17 protein-coding genes and 1 pseudogene are annotated in these 19,436 nt (G+C 72.8%); 10 read left to right on the forward strand and 8 right to left on the reverse strand.

The window, feature by feature from the left end:
- Positions 1–62: 62 nt before the first annotated feature.
- Positions 63–737 (reverse strand): ABC transporter ATP-binding protein, encoded by a 675-nt coding sequence (locus tag ACH4TG_RS14880; RefSeq protein WP_398242656.1) that lies wholly within the window; start codon positions 735–737, stop codon positions 63–65.
- On the reverse strand, positions 734–1,861 hold the full coding sequence (locus ACH4TG_RS14885) for an ABC transporter permease (RefSeq protein ID WP_398242657.1): 1,128 nt from the start codon (positions 1,859–1,861) through the stop codon (positions 734–736). Before ACH4TG_RS14885 ends, ACH4TG_RS14880 begins: the two co-directional genes overlap by 4 nt.
- 87 nt (positions 1,862–1,948) lie before the next feature.
- Between ACH4TG_RS14885 and ACH4TG_RS14890 the strand changes: the two genes are divergently transcribed.
- Complete coding sequence (locus tag ACH4TG_RS14890) at positions 1,949–2,545, forward strand: TetR/AcrR family transcriptional regulator (protein WP_398242658.1); 597 nt, start codon at positions 1,949–1,951, stop codon at positions 2,543–2,545.
- Positions 2,546–2,654: 109 nt separating this feature from the next.
- Here the strand turns inward: ACH4TG_RS14890 and ACH4TG_RS14895 are convergent.
- Positions 2,655–2,933 (reverse strand): annotated as a pseudogene (locus tag ACH4TG_RS14895) (sigma-70 family RNA polymerase sigma factor); the annotation flags it as partial.
- Between the two features lie 265 nt (positions 2,934–3,198).
- On the opposite strand from ACH4TG_RS14895, the gene ACH4TG_RS14900 reads away from it, so the two are divergent.
- The 6 genes from ACH4TG_RS14900 (at position 3,199) to ACH4TG_RS14925 (ending at position 10,961) form a co-directional block, all read left to right on the forward strand.
- Positions 3,199–4,743, forward strand: a complete 1,545-nt coding sequence (locus ACH4TG_RS14900) for an FMN-binding glutamate synthase family protein (protein ID WP_398242659.1) — start codon at positions 3,199–3,201, stop codon at positions 4,741–4,743.
- 316 nt (positions 4,744–5,059) lie between these two features.
- Positions 5,060–6,142: a LacI family DNA-binding transcriptional regulator gene (locus ACH4TG_RS14905; protein ID WP_398242660.1), complete on the forward strand. Its 1,083-nt coding sequence runs from the start codon at positions 5,060–5,062 to the stop codon at positions 6,140–6,142.
- Between the two features lie 133 nt (positions 6,143–6,275).
- Positions 6,276–7,583, forward strand: a complete 1,308-nt coding sequence (locus tag ACH4TG_RS14910) for an ABC transporter substrate-binding protein (protein ID WP_398242662.1) — start codon at positions 6,276–6,278, stop codon at positions 7,581–7,583.
- 8 nt (positions 7,584–7,591) lie between these two features.
- Positions 7,592–8,497 carry a carbohydrate ABC transporter permease gene (locus ACH4TG_RS14915; protein ID WP_398242663.1) on the forward strand — a complete coding sequence of 302 codons (906 nt, stop codon included), beginning with the start codon at positions 7,592–7,594 and terminating at the stop codon, positions 8,495–8,497.
- Positions 8,487–9,410 carry a carbohydrate ABC transporter permease gene (locus tag ACH4TG_RS14920; protein WP_398242664.1) on the forward strand — a complete coding sequence of 308 codons (924 nt, stop codon included), beginning with the start codon at positions 8,487–8,489 and terminating at the stop codon, positions 9,408–9,410. The genes ACH4TG_RS14915 and ACH4TG_RS14920 overlap by 11 nt, the downstream gene beginning before the upstream one ends.
- A gap of 33 nt (positions 9,411–9,443) precedes the next feature.
- The gene (locus ACH4TG_RS14925; RefSeq protein WP_398242665.1) at positions 9,444–10,961 is read left to right on the forward strand and encodes an alpha-N-arabinofuranosidase; all 1,518 of its coding nucleotides are present in this window, start codon (positions 9,444–9,446) and stop codon (positions 10,959–10,961) included.
- A gap of 30 nt (positions 10,962–10,991) precedes the next feature.
- On the opposite strand, the gene ACH4TG_RS14930 is transcribed toward ACH4TG_RS14925, so the two are convergent.
- A complete protein-coding gene (locus ACH4TG_RS14930) occupies positions 10,992–12,302 on the reverse strand; it encodes a PP2C family protein-serine/threonine phosphatase (RefSeq protein ID WP_398242666.1) in 1,311 nt (436 codons plus the stop codon).
- 242 nt (positions 12,303–12,544) lie between these two features.
- Between ACH4TG_RS14930 and uppS the strand changes: the two genes are divergently transcribed.
- The 3 genes from uppS to ACH4TG_RS14945 all read left to right on the forward strand — a co-directional run bounded on the left by uppS (position 12,545) and on the right by ACH4TG_RS14945 (position 15,695).
- The gene (gene uppS / locus ACH4TG_RS14935; RefSeq protein ID WP_398242668.1) at positions 12,545–13,348 is read left to right on the forward strand and encodes a polyprenyl diphosphate synthase; all 804 of its coding nucleotides are present in this window, start codon (positions 12,545–12,547) and stop codon (positions 13,346–13,348) included.
- Between the two features lie 101 nt (positions 13,349–13,449).
- Positions 13,450–14,859 (forward strand): oxygenase MpaB family protein, encoded by a 1,410-nt coding sequence (locus ACH4TG_RS14940; protein WP_398243046.1) that lies wholly within the window; start codon positions 13,450–13,452, stop codon positions 14,857–14,859.
- A 281-nt stretch (positions 14,860–15,140) separates the two neighbouring features.
- The gene (locus ACH4TG_RS14945; protein WP_398242669.1) at positions 15,141–15,695 is read left to right on the forward strand and encodes a hypothetical protein; all 555 of its coding nucleotides are present in this window, start codon (positions 15,141–15,143) and stop codon (positions 15,693–15,695) included.
- A 77-nt stretch (positions 15,696–15,772) separates the two neighbouring features.
- Here the strand turns inward: ACH4TG_RS14945 and ACH4TG_RS14950 are convergent, their stop codons facing one another.
- Genes ACH4TG_RS14950 through ACH4TG_RS14965 form a run of 4 tightly spaced genes read right to left on the reverse strand, consistent with a single transcriptional unit; the run spans position 15,773 to position 19,420 of the window.
- Positions 15,773–16,417, reverse strand: a complete 645-nt coding sequence (locus ACH4TG_RS14950) for a hypothetical protein (RefSeq protein WP_398242671.1) — start codon at positions 16,415–16,417, stop codon at positions 15,773–15,775.
- A complete protein-coding gene (locus tag ACH4TG_RS14955) occupies positions 16,414–17,982 on the reverse strand; it encodes a hypothetical protein (RefSeq protein ID WP_398242672.1) in 1,569 nt (522 codons plus the stop codon). Before ACH4TG_RS14955 ends, ACH4TG_RS14950 begins: the two co-directional genes overlap by 4 nt.
- Positions 17,979–18,722 (reverse strand): ATP-binding cassette domain-containing protein, encoded by a 744-nt coding sequence (locus ACH4TG_RS14960; RefSeq protein WP_398242673.1) that lies wholly within the window; start codon positions 18,720–18,722, stop codon positions 17,979–17,981. The genes ACH4TG_RS14955 and ACH4TG_RS14960 overlap by 4 nt, the downstream gene beginning before the upstream one ends.
- Positions 18,719–19,420: a hypothetical protein gene (locus tag ACH4TG_RS14965; RefSeq protein ID WP_398242674.1), complete on the reverse strand. Its 702-nt coding sequence runs from the start codon at positions 19,418–19,420 to the stop codon at positions 18,719–18,721. The genes ACH4TG_RS14960 and ACH4TG_RS14965 overlap by 4 nt, the downstream gene beginning before the upstream one ends.
- Positions 19,421–19,436: the final 16 nt, after the last annotated feature.

Raw genomic sequence — 19,436 nt, forward strand, 5'->3', positions numbered from 1 at the left:
GCTGGCGCGCATACACCCCATGGGGTACACGCACACCAGCGCGGAGCGACCGTCCGCACGGGTCAGCGCCCGTTTCCCCCCTCCTGGTCCAGCATGTCGATCGCGCTGTCGGCCGCCTCGACGACCACCGGGTCGTGGGTGGCGACGACGGTGACGCAGCCGTGCTGGTGCGTGGTGCGGACGAGAAGCGCGGTCAGGTCGTCGGCACGGGTCCGATCGACGGCGGCGGTCGGCTCGTCGACGAGCAGCAGACGAGGCTGCATCAGAAGCGCGCGGGCCAGGGCGACTCGCTGGCGCTCGCCGCCGGAGAGCTGGTCCGGGCGGTGGCGGAGCCGGTGGGCGAGCCCGACCTCGGCGAGCAGCTCGCGGGCCCTGCCCCGCAGGGCGCGAGGCCCGCGGCCGGCGACCGAGGCGGCCGCGAGCAGTTGTTCCTCGGCGGTGAGGCCGCCGAGGAGGTTACCGCTCTGGAACACGTAGCCGATGCACGTGCGGCGGACGCGGGCGCGTTCGCGGTCGGTGAGAGCGGCCAGGTCGGTGTCGCCGAGCAGCACCTGCCCCTCGTCCGGGCGGAGCATCCCGCCGGCGACGGCGAGGAGGGTCGACTTTCCCGAACCGGAGGGACCCACGAGGGCGGTGAAGGCGCCCGGACGGAAGGCCGCGGTCAGCCCGCGCAGGGCCGTGGTGCGCGATTCACCGCGACCGAGGGAGACGGTCACGGCGTTCAGGCGGAGGGTCATCGCGCGGCTCCCAGCATGGTCATCGGGTCGGCGCCGGCGACCCGGCGCAGGGTGAAGGCGGAGCCGGCGAGCCCGACCAGGGCCACCGCCGCCATGGTGGTGACGAGGGCGGTGGCGGGCAGGCTGAAAGGCACCCGCTCGCCGACGGCCATTCCGACGGCGGAGGCGATGGCGGCTCCGACCGCGGTTCCCGCGACGACGACCACGGCGGCCTGGGTGAGGGTGTGGCCGAGCAGGCGGCGCCGGGAGGCGCCCATGGCCCGCAGCAGGGCGAGTTCCGGGGTGCGCTGGATGGTCCAGACGGCGAAGAAGGCCCCGACGACCAGCGGGGCGATGAGGAAGAGGAAGGTCTGGATGGAGAGCATCGTCAACCGCTCGCCCTGGTAGCCGGGGGCCGCGGCGAAGGCGTTTCGGAGCGGGACGGTCGTCGTGCGGTGGCGGCGGTCGGCGTCCGCCAGCGCCTTCCCGCCGAAGCCCGCGGGGAGCTCGAGAGCGATCGCGCTGTACTGGCGCGGGAGGTCGACGGCGCGGGCGTCCCCGCCGGGCGCCACGAAGCGGATCCGCCGCCAGGTGTCCGTGGTGACGTAGGCCGCGGGGACGTGGCCGTAGGAGGAGCGGCCGGTGGTGCCGATCACCTTCAGGCGGATGCCGAGCCGGTCGACGGTGAGGACGTCGCCGATGCGGATGCCGTCGCTCACGAGCTGGCGGGAGACCACGACGCCGTCCGGCGCAGCGGCGTCCAGGGGCCGGCCGGTGGTGGCTCCGGGGTCGGTGAAGGCGCCGGGTTCCACGCCGAACGCGGCGAGGTCCACCTCGACCTGGCGGTCCGTGGTGCCGCGGGTGATGGCGACGCCCAGCGGGGTGGCCGCGACGCCTTTCTCCCGTTCCCAGCCGTCAGCGCTCCCTTCGTCGATCAGGCTGCGGGCGAACTGGTCGGAGTCGGACCCCGCGGCGAAGGCGATGTGCGTGGCGGGCAGCCTCCGCAGGGCGGAGACGGTGTCGTCACCGAGGCCGGTGGTGAACCCGGAGACGATGCCGACGAGCGCCGCAACGAGGACGACGACGCCGCCCATCAGCAGGAAGCGGCCCCGGGCCGCTCTGAGTTCCAGCAGGGCGAGGAACACGGCGTTCCTTCCAAAGATAGGGACATGGTGTCCCCAAAATAGAAGATGGGGACAGGGCGTCTCCAAGCGGGGTCCTAGACTGGCTCCGTGCCCAAGATCCACGCGGCATCGGTCGCCGACCACCGTGCCCAGCAGCGTGCCGCCCTGCTCGACGCGGCACGGGAACTGCTCGCCGAGGGCGACGCCTCCCGGGTGACGTTCGCGACGGTCGCCCGCCGCACCGGACTGGCCCGCAACAGCGTCTACAAGTACTTCACCGACCGCCGTGAACTGCTGGACGAGGTGGTCCGCCAGGCCGCACCGCGCTGGACCGAGCGGATCCAGGCATCCCTCGCCGCGGCCGGCGACGCGCCCGAGGACCGGGTCGCCGCCTACGTCACGGCCCAACTGGAGATGGTGCGCGACGGCGAGCACCGCATCGCCCGCGCCGGCGCGGACGCGCAGGACGCCGCGGTCCTGCGGGAGAGCGCGGACGCCGCACACCGCGCGCTGCTCGACCCGCTCGTGGACACCCTGCGGGATCTCGGGGACGACGCCCCGCTCAGGACGGCGCGGCTGCTCCAGGGACTCGTCCACGCCGCGACCGCGGCCCTGGAAGCGGGCGACGACTACGCCGCCGTGGCGGACCGGGCGGTGCGCATGGCCGTCGCGGCCCTCGGCGCTGTCGCTCGGCCACGGCGGTGAAGGCGTGCAGCCCCCGGAAGGTCGGACTCTCGTCACGACCTCCGCCCACCAGGGGCCGCACGCCGTTCGACGGCGCGGTTCGCGCAACGGACGGTTCAGCGGCGCCCGACTCCGAGGCGGCCACCAGCCCCGACGGCAGCGGCCGGCGCCCGCGGACCTCCAAGGCGGTCAGGCAGCCGTTCGTGGCGATCCGGTAGAGCCAGGTGCGCAGGGAACTGCGCGTCTCGTCGTACCGCTCCCGCGCCCGCCACGCCCTCAGGTAGGTCTCCTGGACCAGGTCCTCCGCGTCGTGCGCCGGGCCGAGGATCCGGTGGCAGTACGCCAGCAGCTCGCTCCGGAACGGTTCGAGCCGGCGGGCGAAGCCTTCCGCCCGCGACGCCTCCGCCACCCCGGCCGCCGTGCCCGCACCCGTTGCCTCGCCCGTCGCCTCGCCTGCCACCCGTACTCCTTCGCCAGTGCCTGCGGGACCGGGCCGCGTGCGGCCTCGGAACCTCCATGGTGAGGACACCGTCCGGCGCGGAAACCGGGCGCCCTGATCCCCGGGCCCGGCGGGGCTCCCGGGGCCCGGCGATGCTCCCGGCGGAGGCCATCCTCTACTGTCGGGGTTTGTCCTGAGACGGCAACGGAGCCGATCAGCGAGGAGAGGAACGTTCATGCGCGCCCGGACAGTCGGCGCAGCCACCGCAGCAGCACTGGCCGTGGTGGCCGCCCGCGACCTCATCCAGAAGAAGCACGCCCTGCTCCGGAACTTCCCGGTGATCGGGCACGCCCGGTACCTGCTGGAGAGGGTCGGTCCGGAACTGCGGCAGTACATCGTGACCTCCAACGAGGAGGAGCGACCGTTCAGCCGTGACCAGCGCACCTGGGTCTACGCCTCGGCGAAGGGCGAGAACAACTACTTCGGGTTCGGGACCGACGCCGACGTCGAGCACATGCAGGGGCACGCGTACCTCAAGCACCGCGCCTTCGCCGGCGAGCTCCCGGCCATGCACGACCCGCAGGCGCCGCTGCCCTCGGCCAAGGTGCTGGGCGGTCCCCGCGGGCGTGCCAAGGCCTTCCGGCCGGCGAGCGTGGTCAACATATCCGCGATGAGCTTCGGTTCGCTGTCCGGTGCGGCGATCACGGCCCTCAACAAGGGCGCCGCGCTGGCGGGCACGATGCACAACACGGGCGAGGGCGGACTCTCCCCTTACCACCGCAACGGCGGCGACCTCGTGCTCCAGATCGGCACCGCCTACTTCGGCTGCCGCAACGAGGACGGCAGCTTCGACCTCGGCAAGCTCAAGGACGTCGTCGGCAGCGCCCCGGTCAGGGCGATCGAGATCAAGCTGTCCCAGGGAGCCAAGCCCGGGCTCGGCGGGATGCTCCCGGGCGCGAAGGTCACCCCGGAGATCGCCGAGATCCGCGGGATCCCGCTCGGCAAGGACTGCGCCTCCCCGTCGCGGCACACCGCGTTCGGCGACGTCGACTCGATGCTCGACTTCGTCGAACTCCTCGCCTCCGAGACCGGACTGCCGGTCGGGATCAAGAGCGCGGTCGGCGAGCGGGACTTCTGGCAGGAGCTGGCGACCCTGATGGCGCGCGGCGACCGCGGGGTCGACTTCGTGACGGTCGACGGCGGCGAGGGCGGCACCGGTGCGGCGCCGCTGACCTTCACCGACTCGGTGTCGCTGCCGTTCCGGATGGGCTTCTCGCGGGTCTACGGCACCTTCGCCGAGCTGGGCCTGACCGACGACCTGACGTTCATCGGTTCCGGCAAGCTGGGCCTGCCCGAGAACGCCGCGGTGGCCTTCGCCCTCGGCGCCGACATGATCAACGTCGCCCGTGAGGCGATGCTGTCGATCGGCTGCATCCAGTCGCAGAAGTGCCACACGGACAAGTGCCCCACCGGCATCGCCACCCAGAACCCGTGGCTGGCCCGCGGGGTCGACCCCGCGTCGAAGTCCACCCGTGCCGCCGTCTACCTGCAGACCCTGCGCAAGGAGCTGACCAAGGTCTCGGCGGCGCTCGGCGTGCCGCACCCGGGCCTCATCACCGCCACCGACGTCGAGGTCATGAACGGCGACTACGACGCCCGCACGCTCGCGAGCGTCTACGGCTACAAGGACGGCTGGGGCGAGCTGGGCACGCAGCTCGGCGCCGAGATCGCCGCCCTGATGGCCACGGGCCCACTCCCCGACCGGAAGCCCGCGGTCTGACGCACCACTTGGGGGAGGACGTCGCGGCGATCACGCGCGTCCTCCCCACTGGTTGGCGCGCGCGACCGCCGCCACCGTGAGCGCCGCGGTCCCTCGCTGCGGTGCTCACACGATTCAGCAGCTGCGAAGGTAGAGCGCACCGCCGGCTCCGTCAACCCTCCCGAGCACGGCGAATTTGCCTCGGAAAATGTCGTCCGAACGCTTGACGCCCTTTCGGGCTGCACCTAGCGTCCATGGCGCTGAAACGTTGAAGCAGTCGATCGTCGGGCCGCCTTCCTGTCGGACGTGGGCCCTTGGCGGGAAGGGGGTGTGCCGCGTGACGGACACCGTGCCGGGCGACGGCCCTTCGGGGGCGGGGCGGACGGCGGGCAGGCGCACCAGCGTCACGCTCAAGGACGTCGCGACGGCGGTCGGGATCTCGCAGAGCGCGGTGTCCATGGCGCTGTCGGACCATCCGCGCATCAGCGAGTCCACCAAGCAGGCGGTGCGGGCCGCCGCGGCCCGGCTCGGCTACGTCCCCAACTCGGCCGGGCGGGCGCTGCGCGCGGGGCGTTCGACGTCCATCGCGGTCGTCGTCCCGCACACCGGCCAGCACGTCTTCGGCCATCCCTACTTCATGCACCTGCTGGTGGGGGTCACGGCCGAGGCCAACGCCCGGGACGCGGCCCTGATGCTGTCCACCAACCCGGACGAGACCCACGGCGTCGCCGCGTACGAGCGGGTGCTGCGCTCGCAGGCCGCGTCGGGCGCGATCGTCGCCTCGGCCTCGATCACCGACCCGAACGTGAACCGCATGGTGGACGCCGCCCTGCCGGTGGTGCTCATCGGCCGGTTCGTCCACCTGCCGCACGCGGTGAGCGTGGGCATCGACGAGATCGCCGGAGCCGCGGCGATCACCCGCCACCTGGTGGAGGAGCACGGGCTGACCCGCATCGCGCACATCAGCGGGCCGCTCGACCACCAGACCGCGGTGGACCGCTACGAGGGCTTCCGCGACGCGCTCGCCGCGTCGGGGAAACCGTGCACCCACACCCTCGCGGTGGGCGACTTCAGCGAGGAGTCGGGGCGCGCCGCGGCCCGGCAGGTGCTGGACAGCATGACCGACGTCCAGGCGATCTTCGCCGCCAACGACGAGATGGCGTACGGCGCGATGCTGGAGATCCGGTCGCGCGGCCTGCGCATCCCCGAGGACGTCGCGCTGGCCGGCTACGACGACTTCGGCATCTCCCGGCTGACCACTCCCGGCATCACCACCGTCCACGTGCCGGCCGAGGCGCTCGGCCGCAAGGCCGCGGCCGTCCTGTTCGACCTGGTCGACGGCACGGCGCCGGAGCCCGTCCACACCGTTCTGCCGTTCGACCTCGTGATCCGCGAGTCCTGCGGCACCCACGCCGGCTGACCCGGCCGGCCGCCGCACCGGCGGCCCGCCCGCTGCCGGAACGACCGCCGGACCGGCGGTCCGCAGAAGGAGACAGTCCCATCGACCCTCCCGCCCCTGGACACGGGGCACCGGACGAAATGGAACGATCGGCATGCACGTCAGTCACAGTCGATTTCCCGGCTTCGGCAGAGCGGCCGCCGCGGTGGCCGCGGCGACCACGGTCTCGCTGCTCCTCGCCGGCTGCGGCGACAACGGCGCGGGCGGCGGCGGCACGTCCGCCGGCGGGGTGGTGAACCTGACGATGCTCACCGGGTTCACCGGACCCGACGCACCGTCGTACCAGGCGCTGGTCAAGCAGTTCAACGCCACCCACCCCAAGATCCACGTCACCATGACGGCCCAGCCCTGGGCCACCATCGGCCAGAAACTGCCCGCCTCCTGGGCCACCGGCCAGGGTCCGGACCTGGCCACCCCGAGCTCCGACCCGGGCTCGATCTTCACCTACATCAAGACCAACTCGGTGCTGCCGCTGGACTCCTCGGTCGGCACCGGCAGCGGGCAGATCGACTCCGGCGCCTTCCCTGCGCCGGTGAAGTCGGCGTTCACGGTGGACGGCAAGCTGTACGCGGTGCCGGCCAACATGGCCACGCTGGTGCTCTACTACAACAAGGACATGTTCTCCGCCGCGGGCATCGCTGCGCCGCCCGCCACCGAGGCCGAGTTCGTCGCCGACGCCAGGAAGCTCACCACCGGTTCCGGCAGCAGGCCCAGCCAGTACGGGCTCTCGCTGGCCGACAACAACACCATCCAGATGTGGCCGATCCTGCAGTGGATGAACGGCGGCGACATCGTCGGCAGCGACGGCTGCGCGCTCGTCGACAGCCCGGCCAGCACCGGCGCGCTGACCCGGTGGAGCACCCTGGTCGCCAGGGACCACATCAGCCCGGTCGGGCAGTCCGGCGCCGACGCCGACACGCTGTTCTCGTCCAAGAAGGCCGCGATGGAGATCAACGGCCCCTGGGCCGCGGCCGGTTTCCGGTCCGCCGGCGTCAACCTCGGCATCGCGCAGGTGCCGGTGGGCTCGGCCGGCCCGGTCACCCTGGCCTCGACCGTGCCGCTGATGATCGCCCGCACCACCAAGCACGCCGCGCAGGCCAAGGAGTTCCTCGCCTGGTACACCGGCAAGGCCGCCCAGACGCAGTTCTCCAAGCTGTCGGGCTTCCCGCCGGCCAGGACCGACCTGGGCAGCGCCGTGTCCGGCGACCCCACCGTCGCCGAGTTCGCCAAGGCCCTGCCGCACGCGAAGCTCTACCTCGCCGGCCAGGCCGACGCCACCCGGATCGACTCCGACGTCTACATCCCGCTCATCCAGAAGATAGAGCGCGGCGCCGACGTCGCGTCGACCGCGAGCGCGGCGGCGAAGTCGATCGACTCGCTCACCGGATGCCACAAGAACTGAGCGCCACGATGTCGAGCACTCCCCTGTCCCCCGCCCGGCCGCGCACCCGCCGGCCCCGCCTCAACAGCGCCTATCTGTTCATCCTCCCCAGCGTGCTGCTGATCGGCGTGTTCATCGCGGAGCCGATCGTCCAGTCGGGCTGGATGAGCCTGCACGACTGGACGGTCGGCGAGTCCCACCACGCCTTCGTCGGCTTCGACAACTACACCGCGCTGTACCACGACCACCGGTTCTGGAACGCCCTGCGGGTGACGGTGCTCTACACCGCCGCCGTCACCGCCGGGCAGGTGCTGCTCGGCCTGGCGATCGCCTCCCGGCTGCGCAGGACCACCTGGTACACCGCGCTGCTGCGCACCGCGTACTTCTTCCCGTTCATCGCGTCGCTGGTGGTGAGCGGGATCGTCTGGAAGTTCCTGCTCGACCCGCAGGTCGGCCTGGTGGACGCCTGGCTGTCCAAGGCGGGCGTCACCCCGCCGGAGTGGCTGCAGTCGACGTCCCTCGCGCTGCCGACGGTCATCGCCGTGGGCATCTGGAAGAACGTCGGCTTCACGATGATCGTCCTGCTGGCGAGCATGCAGCAGATCCCGCCCGACCTGTACGAGGCGGCCGCGCTCGACGGCGCGGGGGCGTGGCAGCGCTTCCGCCATGTGACGCTGCCCGCGCTGCGGCCGGCCCTGCTGTTCACCACCCTCATCGCCACGGTCACCGGTCTGCAGCTCTTCGATCTGGTCTTCTCGATGACCGGCGGCGGGCCGATCTTCCACACCGAATCGGTGGTCATGTACCTGTACCAGACGGGCTTCGTGGAGTTCCGGATGGGCTACGCGAGTGCGATCGCCTGGGTGCTGTTCGTGGTCATCCTGGCGATCTCCGCGCTCCAACTGCGACTGTCGAGGTACCGCGATGCCGACTGACACCCTGCCCCGGCGTTCCGCCCTCGGCCTCGGCGGACCGTACGACGGCGGGCCGCGGTCGCCGCGGTCGGCCCGCCTGCTGGCCGCGGGCCGGCTCCTCGCCCGTGGCGGCGCGGTGCTGTCCTGGGCCGCGGTCGTCGTCGGCGCCCTCGCGACGATCGTGCCGTTCCTGTGGATGCTCGGCGTCGCCTTCCGCACCAACGCCGACCTCTACGCCGACCCCGCGCGGTTGCTCCCCGGGCACTGGACGATGCACGGCGTGCACGCGGTGCTCCACCAACTGCCGTTCGGCAGGCTGGTGGTGAACACCTTCGTGTTCGCCGGCGGCACCACCGTGCTGCTCCTGCTGTTCGACTCGATGACCGCCTTCGCGCTGGCGCGGCTGCGGTTCCGCGGCAGCAACGTGGTGTTCCTGCTCATCCTGGCCACGTTGATGGTGCCGTTCCAGGTCACCCTGGTGCCGGTCTTCCTCACCCTGTTCCATCTGGGCTGGCTCAACTCCTACCAGGGGCTGGTCCTGCCGCGTGCGACGAGCGCGCTGGGCATCTTCCTGCTGCGCCAGTTCTTCCTCCAGCTCCCGCGCGAACTGGACGACGCGGCACGGATCGACGGGGCGAACGACTTCACCCTGTTCTGGCGGATCATCCTGCCCAACGCCAGGCCCGTCCTCGCCTCGCTGTTCATCATCCAGTTCGCGGCGCTGTGGAACGACTTCCTGTGGCCCCTGGTGGTCACCAGCAACGCCGACATGCAGACGCTGCCGGCCGCCCTGACCCTGTTCTCCAGCCAGTCCGGGGTGGACCATGCCGCGCTGATGGCCGGCGCCGCCATCTCCCTCACCCCGCTCGCCGTCGCCTTCCTCGTCCTGCAGCGCTACTTCGTGCAGAGCGTCGCGACCACGGGCATCAAGTGACCTCACGCTCCTGCACAGAAATCGGAGACAGGTGTGCTCACCTGCACTGCAACCATCGACCCCGCCTTCACCGTCGCGCCGGTGCCGCCGCGCCTGTTCGGATCGTTCGTCGAGCACATGGGCCGCTGCGTGTACGGCGGCATCTACGAGCCCGGCCACCCCGAGGCCGACGTGGACGGCCTGCGGCTCGACGTCATCAAGCTGACCCGGGAGCTGGGCGTCAGCGCCGTGCGCTATCCCGGCGGCAACTTCGTCTCCGGCTACCGGTGGGAGGACGGTGTCGGCCCGCGCGAGCAGCGCCCGGAGACGCTGGACCTGGCCTGGCGGTCCATCGAGCGGAACACCTTCGGGCTCAACGAGTTCATGGCCTGGGCCCGGCAGACCGACGTCGAGCCGATCATGGCGGTCAACCTCGGCACCCGCGGCGTCGAGGACGCCTGCAACCTGCTGGAGTACGCCAACTTCCCCGGCGGGACCCGCTGGTCGGACCTGCGCGTCGCGCACGGCGTCCGGGAGCCGCACCGCATCAGGACCTGGTGCCTGGGCAACGAGATGGACGGCCCGTGGCAGATCGGGCAGAAGACGGCCACCGAGTACGGCCGGCTGGCCGCCGAGACGGGCAAGGCCATGCGGCGCATCGACCCCGACATCGAACTCGTCGCCTGCGGCAGCTCCAACGAGCGGATGCCGACCTTCGGCTCCTGGGAGGCGCAGGTCCTCGACGAGGCGTACGACGTGGTCGACTACATATCCCTGCATGCCTACTTCGAGCAGCACGGCGACGACCGGGTCGGCTTCCTGGCCTCGGCGCAGGCCATGGACTCCTTCATCGAGGGCGTCGTCGCGACCTGCGACCACATCGCCGCCAAGCGCCGCTCCCGGCGCAGGCTGATGCTGTCCTTCGACGAGTGGAACCTCTGGTACGAGAGCCGGTTCGCCGGCCAGGACAACCTGGACTGGGCGCGGGCACCGCGGCTGATCGAGGACGAGTACACCGTCGAGGACGCCGTCGTACTGGGCAACCTGCTGATGAGCCTGCTGCGGCACAGCGACCGGGTGACGATCGCCTGCCTCGCCCAGCTCGTCAACGTCATCGCGCCGATCAGGACCGAGCCCGACACCGGGGCCTGGCGGCAGACCATCTTCTACCCGTTCGCCCTCACCGCCCGGCACGCCCGGGGCGAGGTGCTGCGGGTCGAGCCGGTCTCGCCGTCGCTGCACTCGGCCACGCTCGGCGACGTGGCCGCGGTCGACGTGACCGCCACCCGGGACCCGGAGACGGGAGAGACCACGGTCTTCGCCGTCAACCGCGACGACAGCCAGGCGGCGACCCTGCGGCTGCGGCTGGTCGGCGGCGGGCACGAGGTCGTCGAGCACGTCGTCCTCGGCGGGCAGGACCTGCTGGCGACGAACGCGAAAACGGCGCCGCGCCGCGCCGAACCGCGCACCTCCACCCGCCACTTCGTCGAGCCCACCGGTCTGTCCGCGGAACTCCCGCCGGTCTCCTGGACGATGATCCGCACGGCTCCCGCCGCCTCGCCGGCCCGTTAGGCCGCGGCTTCGGCGCCGGGACGCGGGCGCCTACCGCCCGGAGGCCGGGATGCGCAGGGCGAGGATCGCGACGTCGTCGTGGAACACCTCGCCGTTCCGGCCGACCAGGGCGTCGCACAGCTCGTCCGGCGGTGCGCCGGCGAGACGGCTCGCGTGTGCGGCCAGGTCGCCCAGCCCGGCGTCGATGTCCTGGCCGCGGCGCTCGACCAGCCCGTCGGTGAACAGCAGCAGCGTGCCGCCCGCCGGCAGCGGGTGCTCGTGCGTGAACCGGGGGACGGACGCGTCGATCCCCACCGGGATCCCGTGGCTGTCCGGTGCCAGATAGCGCGTGCCGCCGTCCGCGCCGACGAGCAGCGGCGGCGGGTGCCCGGCGTTGCTCCAGGCGAACGTGTACCCGCCGCCCGGGCCGCGGCCGCGCTCGATCAGCCCGAGCACCAGCGTGGCCGTGGGCGGGTCGTCGAGCATCGTCAGGGCGCGGTCGAGGCGCGCCACGACGAGGTCGGGGGGCCCGCCCCGGTCCAGGGCCAGCGCCCGCAGCATGTTGCGGATCTGGCCCATCAGCGGCGCCGCCTCGACGTCGTGGCCGGTGACGTCGCCCACCACCACGCAGATCGCCCCGTCGGGCAGGACCAGGGCGTCGTACCAGTCGCCGCCCAGCCTGGGCAGTTCGGAGGCGGGTTCGTAGCGCGCCGCGGCCTGCAGCGGCGCCAGCTCGGGAAGGACCGGCAGCATGCGGCGCTGGAAGTGCTCGGCGGTGCTCTTGAGGTGCTCGTACAGGCGGGCGTTCTCGATGGTGACGCTCGCGGCGCTGGCCAGCACGGTGAGCAGGCCCTCGTCCTCGTCGTCGAAGGCGGTGCCGTCCTCCTTGTCGGCGACGTAGAGGTCGCCGTAGGCAGTGCCGCGCACCAGGAGCGGGACGCCCAGCAGGGTGTGCATGACCGGGTGCCGGTCCGGGAAACCGACGGCGCGGGGGTGCGCGGCCACGTCCGCCACACGCAGCGGCTGCCGCTCCTTCACCAGGCTGTGCAGCAGGCCGTGGCCCTGCGGCAGGCCCATGGCGGCGCACATGCCGGGGTCGTCGACACCCACGGTGATCAGGTCGGTGATCTCGCCGGTCTCCGAGAGCACGCCCAGCGCCCCGTAGCGGGCGGAGACGAGGTCCGCGGCGGCTTCCACGATGCGGTGCAGCACGGTGCGGGTGTCCATGTCGGCGCTGATCGCCAGCACCACGTCGAGCAGTCCCCGCAGCTGGTGCCGGTCCAGCGCGCCCAGGGACCGGGCGGCCGGGGCGACCTCCGGCGGCCGGCCCTCGAACGGCGGCACCCCCGGGTCGTGCGCCATGGTGCGTCCTTCCGACACCGGCATCCTCACCCTCGCTGTCACCCTACGCGTCCGCCGGGAACGGGGCAGGCCGGGAGCGCCGCCCGGGGCGGTCCGCCCGCCGGGGTCCCGTCGCCCGCCCGCGAAATGCGACGTGCGTACGGCGGGTGAAGCGGCCGGCGATCCGGCGCACGACGGTCCGGGCGCGGGGAGACTCCTGAGTGCGGGGTGGGTGGTGGTGGAGTGACGGCCGGGGGGCACGTATGGCATTTGACCGAGCCGGCGGGACGGCTGCCGGATCGCCGGCGGACCCGTCACGTCACATACCGGGCGCTGACCGGCGCGCCCGGGGCGTGCCGTCCCACGTCGCCTGCGTGATGGACGGGAACGGGCGGTGGGCGGCCCGGCGGGCCCTGCCGCGCACGTCGGGTCACAAGGCAGCCGAGGCGACGGTGATCGACGTCATCGAGGCGGCACGGTCGGCGGGCGTGCGCTGGCTGAGCCTGTACGCGTTCTCCACGGAGAACTGGCAGCGGCCCGACGACGAGGTCGACTTCCTCATGTGGCTGGTGCGCCGGGTGGTGCGCAAGCACGCCGCCCTGCTGCATGCGCGCGGCATCCGCTGCCGGTTCCTCGGCGTGGCGGACCCGAGGATCCCCGCACCGCTCGCCCGTGACTTCGCCGACCTGATGACGCTGACCGCCGCCAACCGCGGCATGACGCTGACCGTCGCGTTCGACCACGGCGGCCGCCGGGACATCGTCGAGGCGGCCCGCTCCCTCATCCGCAGCGGCGTGCCGGCCGACGCCGTCGACGAGCGGCACTTCGCCGCCCATCTGCCGTTCCCCGACACCCCCGACGTGGACCTGGTGATCAGGACCTCCGGCGAGCAGCGCATCTCCAACTTCATGCTCTGGCAGGTGGCCTACGCCGAGTGGGTCTTCCCGCCGGTGCTGTGGCCCGACTTCCGCGCGCCGCACTTCCTGGAGTGCCTGCGCGCCTACCAGTCCCGCGATCGCCGCTTCGGCGGCGTGACCCCGCACGCGAACGGAGAACCCCACACGTGACGGACTCAGGCGGCAGCAGCCGGCCCCAGCGCCCCCGTTCCGCGACGACCGGCGACCCGGGCGGTCCCGCACGGCCCGCTCCCGGCGTGCCGCCGGGGTCGATGTTCGGCCCCGGTTCCCAGTTCCACCGCTTCTTCAACGATCCGCGCTGGGCGCTGGCCATGCTCAGGGCGACGGTGCTGGAGGCCGCCCATCCGCAGGTCGGCGCGGCCCTGATCGACAACTCGACGTTCGTGGCGCACCCTTGGCGGCGGCTGCGCAACACCCTGGTGAGCCTGCAGCGCATGTTCGGCACCGACGAGGGCACGCGGCAGCGGGAGGCGGCGCGGCTCAACCGCCTGCACGCCCGGCTGAGCGGGACCGACGCCCGGCACCGGCCGTACCATGCGATGGATCCGCAGGTCCGCGCCTGGGTGGTCGCGACGCTCTTCGAGAGCTCGGTGACCATGTGCCGGCTGAGCGGGCAGCCGCTCGACCAGGCCACCATGGAGCAGCTCTACGCCGAATTCCGCGCGTTCCTGGCGGCCCTGGAGGACGGCCCGGGTCAACTGCCGTCCACGCTTCCGGAGTTCTGGTCGTACTACGACCACATGGTGGCGGAGGTGCTGGAGGACACCGAGGCGATGCGCATCATCCTCTACAAGCTGTTCGACCACGTCCCGGCGCCGCCCCTGCTGGACGGGCTCCCCACGGTGTGGGCGGCGGGCCGCGCCCTCGCCGGCCCGGTGGTCAGCACGATCACCGTGGCGTCCCTTCCCGAGCCGTTCCGCCGGCGGGCCGGGCTGCCCGAGGTCCCCGGTGCCCGGACCCTGATGCAGAGCGTCTACACGGCCGTGGGTCTGGCCCGCTTCCTGCCCGACGAGTGGATCCGGACCGAGACCCTCACCGACCTGCTCTACCTGTCGCCGGACGGCGACGATCCCCGGGCGGCCGCCTTCGGCGCGCTGCGCGAGCGCATGAAGCAGGCCGGCGCCTTCGTGCGCCTGGTGACGCCGCTGTCCGCGCCGGGCGCGCCGGCCTCGTCGGCCGCGCCGCGGCGCACTGCCGCCGAGTTCTTCACCGAGGTGCTGGACCAGACCGGCGACGGCTACCTGGAGTGGCCCGACCTCGCCGCCATGGCGCGGGAGATCTCCTCCCGCCTGGACCTGGACGAACCTCAGGAGACCAGGCTCTACGACGCCTACGCCGCATGGTGGCGGGAGCTCCAGGGGGCCCTCGACGCCGACGGGGACGGCCGGGTCAGCAGGCAGGAGTACGCGGCCGCCGTTCCCTCCCTCGCCGGGCCCGCGCTGATCAGGGTCGCCGAGGTCCTCTTCGACGTCACCGACAGGGACGGCAACCAGGTGATCGACGAGGACGAGTACCGGGCGCTGTTCCGGACCGGGCTGCGCCGCACCGTGGCCGGCTCCGCCCCGAGCTACACCCGCAGCGCGTTCGTGAAGGACTTCCTCTCCTTCATGTCGGGCCGCCTGCGCTCGTCCCCGTACGACCCGCTGCTCACCGAGGCGTAGTGACGCCGCACGCACGGCAATCGGGTCAATTGCCCGGAATTTACGGTCGTTTGAACCTGGAACAGGTGCCGATGGCCCCGCTGGGAGTTCTCCTCGATCCCGCTGATCCCACAGGTCCGGGAAATCAACTCCCGTCACGGGCAAAGCCGTATGTACGGATCGGGTAACGAATGAAACCACCCGATGCCGGCCTGACCGAACGTGCATACAGCGGGGGTGGCGTACCGCTAGTCTCAGCCCCCAAAGTCCATGGGACGCCATCACCAGAGAGACAGGACACCATGACGCACGACGTGCCGCCGCCCCCCAACTCACCGGCTCCGCCGCCGAACGCCGGCGGTCCGTCCGGCGGTTCTTTCGACCCGGCATCGGTCAACCGCCTGGACTGGGCGATTCTCGGTATCGGATTCATCGTGTTCATCTTCTCGTTCTTCGACTACTACTCCTGGGATTTCGGCAACCGATACGGCATCAACATCGGTAGCGTGAGCTGGAGTGCCTGGCACTTCGACCACGGCCTGTTCATAGCCTGGCTGGCAATGGTCGTCACCGTGCTCGGCGCCGGCGTACTGGCGGTCAGCCTGTTCGCCCCTACGGTCAACCTGCCCGCGCCGGCCCGGATGCTGACCTTCGTCGCCTTCGGGGCCGGTTTCGTGCTCTACCTCATCGCGATCTTCGCCCACTCGGACTTCGGGCCGGCCGGCGGCCACGGGTTCAGCTTCTGGTTGAGCCTGATCCTCGCGGGCGCCGGCGCGGTCGTCGCGCTCATGCGGGCCCAGCAGACCGACACCGCGCTGCCCGGGGCGCTCGGCAACATCCCGCGCATCGGCAAGTAAACACGGCGGGCCGGCCCGCCTCCGCACCATCACGGTGCGGGAGGCGGGCCGGCCCCGTCCTTCCCCGGGTGGAACGCCTACGCCTCCCCCGCGGTGTCCCTGGCACCGCGAGCGGCGACGACCGCGGTGCCGGCGGCGAACACGAGGCCGGCGCACCACCAGGCACCCGTGTCGTGGGCGGGCCGCGCGGGCCATGTCCACGGGGTCTGCCAGCCCTCGACGAGCGCGAACTCGGCGACGACGGTGTACGTCAGCGGCCCGGCCCAGGCGAGCGGGCCGCCCAGAGCCGCGGCCGTGAGAAGCCCGATGCCGACCAGGCCCGCCACATCGCGCGGCAGCCCCGCGCCGCCGCCCGGCAGCCTCGCCCCGGTGGCGCCGAGCGCCAGGGCGGCGACGGCGACCGCGCTGAGCAGCAGGGCGGCACTCAGCCGCAGCAGGGGCAGCGGCCGGCCGGTGGCCCGCTCGCTCTCGCCGAAGGGGTTCCGGGCGGCGACGGCCACGGCGGAAGCGGCCGCGCATTCGATCAGCAGCAGCGTCTGCCGGCCGGCCGCGCCGTCACTCTGGAGGCCGTGCAATTGCAGGACGAGGCGCAGCACCGCCGCGCAACCGGCCAGCAGCGCCAGGGCGCCCGGCGTCCCCCGGCTGGTCAGATGGAGCCGGAGCAGCCGCAGATGTGCCTGCCGCGAGCCGGGCAGGTCCGCGGTCAGGGCCGTGCCGGTCATGGCAGTTGCTCCAGGGTGACGTGGCCGGCCCGCAGCGCGGGCAGGTGGGCGGCCAGCCAGGCGTGCCGGTCCGCCGCGGGCAGCGCGGCGAAACGCTCGCCGGCGGCATAGGCAGCGGTACCCGGGCGCGGCAGGGCGTCCGTCACCCCCTCGATGCGGGCGAGGACCGCCATGGCGTCCGGCGCCACCCCGACCGCCTTGAGCAGGCCCTCGCGGACCGCCTGCTGCGCCTGGCCCGTGTCGCCGACGAGGTGGTCGACGACCGCGCCGGCGACCGGGGGCAGCACCTCCGCGGTGATGCGGGGGACGCTGGTCCACATCTGCTGGGAGGTGCAGCAGTGTCCGGGTGACACGTTCCCGGCCGGGGTGGGCGGCCCGATCCACATCGCACCGTCGTACCCGATGTTCAGGGCCAGGCGGACCACCGGTGGTTCGCCGCCGACGGTCGCACCCGCGAGGGGCCATCCCCGTTCGGACAGGGCGACCTGGACGGCTCGCACCGGCGCGCCCGGCAGTCCTGCCACCTCGCGCAGCAGCGGGTCCAGGGCCGTGGCCAGTGTCGGCAGATAGGCCCGGTAGACGGGGTTGAGGCAGATCTTGATCACCGATCCGCCGCACACCGGCGTGTAGGCGAGGGGCCGGTCGTCGGCCGCGTCGTGCAGGGCGGGCACGACCACGCCGTTGGCCTCCACCCGGGCGGTCCCGACCAGGGCGACCGAGGTCCCGCACGAGGCGAGGCCCGCCGCGGTGACCGCGGCCGCCAGGCGGCGCAGGCCGGCCCGGCCGCAGACCGCCTGCACGCCGAGCACCCCGAGCCCCGTCACCGCCAGGCCGCCGAGGAACAGCAGCTGCACGTAGGAGAGGTCGGGCAGGTAGGGGAAGAAGACGCCCGCGTCGGACTTGGGCGGCGCCAGCGAGTAGGCGGGCGAGGTCACTGGCGACAGCAGGACGTACTGCCCGCCGCTGCGCAGGGTCTGCCGCAGGACGAGTGCGGTGACGATGGCCGCCAGGGGTGCGGTGAACCGGCTGGGGATCAGCACCCCTGCGGCGAACCCCAGAGAACTGCAGGCGACCAGCGCGACCGCGCCGACCACCACCGGCCACCACAGCGGGCTGCCCGCGGCCCCCTCCCAGGCGATCGCCCCGTAGAGCACGCCCACACAGGCCAGATACGCACCCAGCGCCCAGCCGGCGGTCGCCCCCCAGGCGGCCAGCCGGCCGGCCCAGCGCGGCAGCGGCGTGATGTCCACCTGCTCCCGGATACCGCGCCGGCGGTCGCGGCCGCCGACCCAGGCCGCCGCGCCCACGGCGAAGGGCGCGAAGTCGTCCACGGCAGCCCCCTGGCGCAGGATCAGCGTGCGCGAACTCCACAGTGGGGAAAGGGCCATGCTGCTGCGGTAGGTGTCCAGCCAGAACGCCAGCAGGGCCAGCGGCACCATCCACATCATGGTGCTGCGCCGCAGTTCCAGGAGCAGCAGGCGGCCCGCGGCGAGCCGGCACACGTCCGGGATCCCGGGGCGCGGCCGCCGGCGGCCGCCCTGCGCGGGAACGGTGACGGCGCTCATGCCCGCGCCGCCGCGAGGACGGCGCTGTAGCCGCGCTCCAGGGGTGCGTCGCCGGTGCCGTGGCCCGCGCCGCGGGCGACCAGCTCGTCGGGGGTGCCCTGGAAGGCGATCCTGCCCTGGTGCATCAGGGCGACCCCGGCGCACGCGGCGCCCACGTCCTCGACCAGGTGGGTGCTGACGACGACGGTCGAGCATTGCCCCAACTCCCGGAGCAGGGACCGGAACTCCACGCGCTGCTCCGGGTCGAGCCCGGCGGTCGGCTCGTCGAAGAGCAGCAGTTCCGGCTCGTTGACGATCGCCTGCGCGATCCCGGCCCGGCGCAGCATCCCGCCGGACAGGGTGCGCAGCTTCGCCTTGGCCTTGTCGCCCAGGCCGACCCGCTCCACCGCGGTGGCGACCGCCGCGGCCACCCGGCGCGGCGGCATCTCCTTCAGGAGCGCGAAGTACTCGACGAACTCGACCACCGTGAACCCCGGGTAGTAGCCGAGGTTCTGCGGCAGGTAGCCCAGCCTGCGCCGGATCTCGCGGCGCGGTCCGTGCTCGGAGGGGTCGCGCTCCAGCAGGCGCAGGGTGCCGGAGTTCGGCGGGATGACCGTGGCCAGCATCCGCAGCAACGAGGTCTTGCCCGCGCCGTTGGGGCCGAGCAGCCCCAACACGCCCGTGTCCGCGAGGAGGTTGACGCCGTCCACCGCCCGGGTGCGGCCGAACCGCCTGGTCAGCTCAGCGATCTCGATGTTCACCGGGTTCCCTTCGTGGTCCTGGTGGAGTGCAGTACGACGGCGACGCAGCAGGCGGCGACCGCAAGGTAGGGAAGGACGAGCGCGGATCCGGTGACGGCGGCGGCGAGCCGCCCGGTGGCGGACTGGCTCCCGATCACGGTGAGGGCCCAGACGGCGAGGGCCGCGCCGACGCCGGTGTTCGCCGACCCGGCGACCGTGGCCACCGCCAGGGCGAGCGCCGACACTGCGGCCATCGGCACCAGCCAGCCGAACGCGATGCCCGCCGCGGTGGGCGACACCACCGAGGCGAGGGAGGCCAGCAGGGCGTTGACCGCGAAGACCGCGAGGACCCGGGCCAGCAGCACCATCCGGTCGCTGACCGCCATGGTGCGCGACAGCTCCCAGGCGGAGTCGAGCCCAGGCCCGTACGAGTACGCGACCGCGGCCCCGGCCAGCCCCGGCGCGGCCAGCGCCACCACCGGCTGCCCGGTACCGGCGGCTGCCACGGCGCCGGCTGCGAACACCACGACTGTGGCGATCAGCCACGGCAGCAGCAGGGACGGGGTGGTCAGCAGCGCCCGGGCCAGTCCCGGCGAACGCAGCAGCCGCGCGGCCAGCCGCTCGATCCGGCCGGGCTCGCGCCGCCACACCGCGGCGGCCACGCCCAGCCACACCCGGTCGAGGTCGACACCGCCCGCGCCGTCGTCGTCGGGGGTCATATCTGCCCGGTTCTGG

Origin of the sequence: Streptomyces sp. NPDC020917 (genome assembly GCF_044333795.1) — a bacterium.
Taxonomy (GTDB): Bacteria; Actinomycetota; Actinomycetes; order Streptomycetales; family Streptomycetaceae; genus Actinacidiphila.

Bases quoted from the DNA above. Each gene is read 5' to 3' on its own strand.
- ACH4TG_RS14880 (WP_398242656.1), bottom strand. From the start codon at position 737: ATGACCCTCCGCCTGAACGCCGTGACCGTCTCCCTCGGTCGCGGTGAA.
- ACH4TG_RS14900 (WP_398242659.1), top strand. From the start codon at position 3,199: ATGCGCGCCCGGACAGTCGGCGCAGCCACCGCAGCAGCACTGGCCGTG.
- ACH4TG_RS14910 (WP_398242662.1), top strand. From the start codon at position 6,276: ATGCACGTCAGTCACAGTCGATTTCCCGGCTTCGGCAGAGCGGCCGCC.
- ACH4TG_RS14915 (WP_398242663.1), top strand. From the start codon at position 7,592: ATGTCGAGCACTCCCCTGTCCCCCGCCCGGCCGCGCACCCGCCGGCCC.
- ACH4TG_RS14920 (WP_398242664.1), top strand. From the start codon at position 8,487: ATGCCGACTGACACCCTGCCCCGGCGTTCCGCCCTCGGCCTCGGCGGA.
- ACH4TG_RS14930 (WP_398242666.1), bottom strand. From the start codon at position 12,302: ATGGCGCACGACCCGGGGGTGCCGCCGTTCGAGGGCCGGCCGCCGGAG.
- uppS (WP_398242668.1), top strand. From the start codon at position 12,545: ATGGCATTTGACCGAGCCGGCGGGACGGCTGCCGGATCGCCGGCGGAC.
- ACH4TG_RS14940 (WP_398243046.1), top strand. From the start codon at position 13,450: ATGTTCGGCCCCGGTTCCCAGTTCCACCGCTTCTTCAACGATCCGCGC.
- ACH4TG_RS14945 (WP_398242669.1), top strand. From the start codon at position 15,141: ATGACGCACGACGTGCCGCCGCCCCCCAACTCACCGGCTCCGCCGCCG.
- ACH4TG_RS14950 (WP_398242671.1), bottom strand. From the start codon at position 16,417: ATGACCGGCACGGCCCTGACCGCGGACCTGCCCGGCTCGCGGCAGGCA.
- ACH4TG_RS14955 (WP_398242672.1), bottom strand. From the start codon at position 17,982: ATGAGCGCCGTCACCGTTCCCGCGCAGGGCGGCCGCCGGCGGCCGCGC.
- ACH4TG_RS14965 (WP_398242674.1), bottom strand. From the start codon at position 19,420: ATGACCCCCGACGACGACGGCGCGGGCGGTGTCGACCTCGACCGGGTG.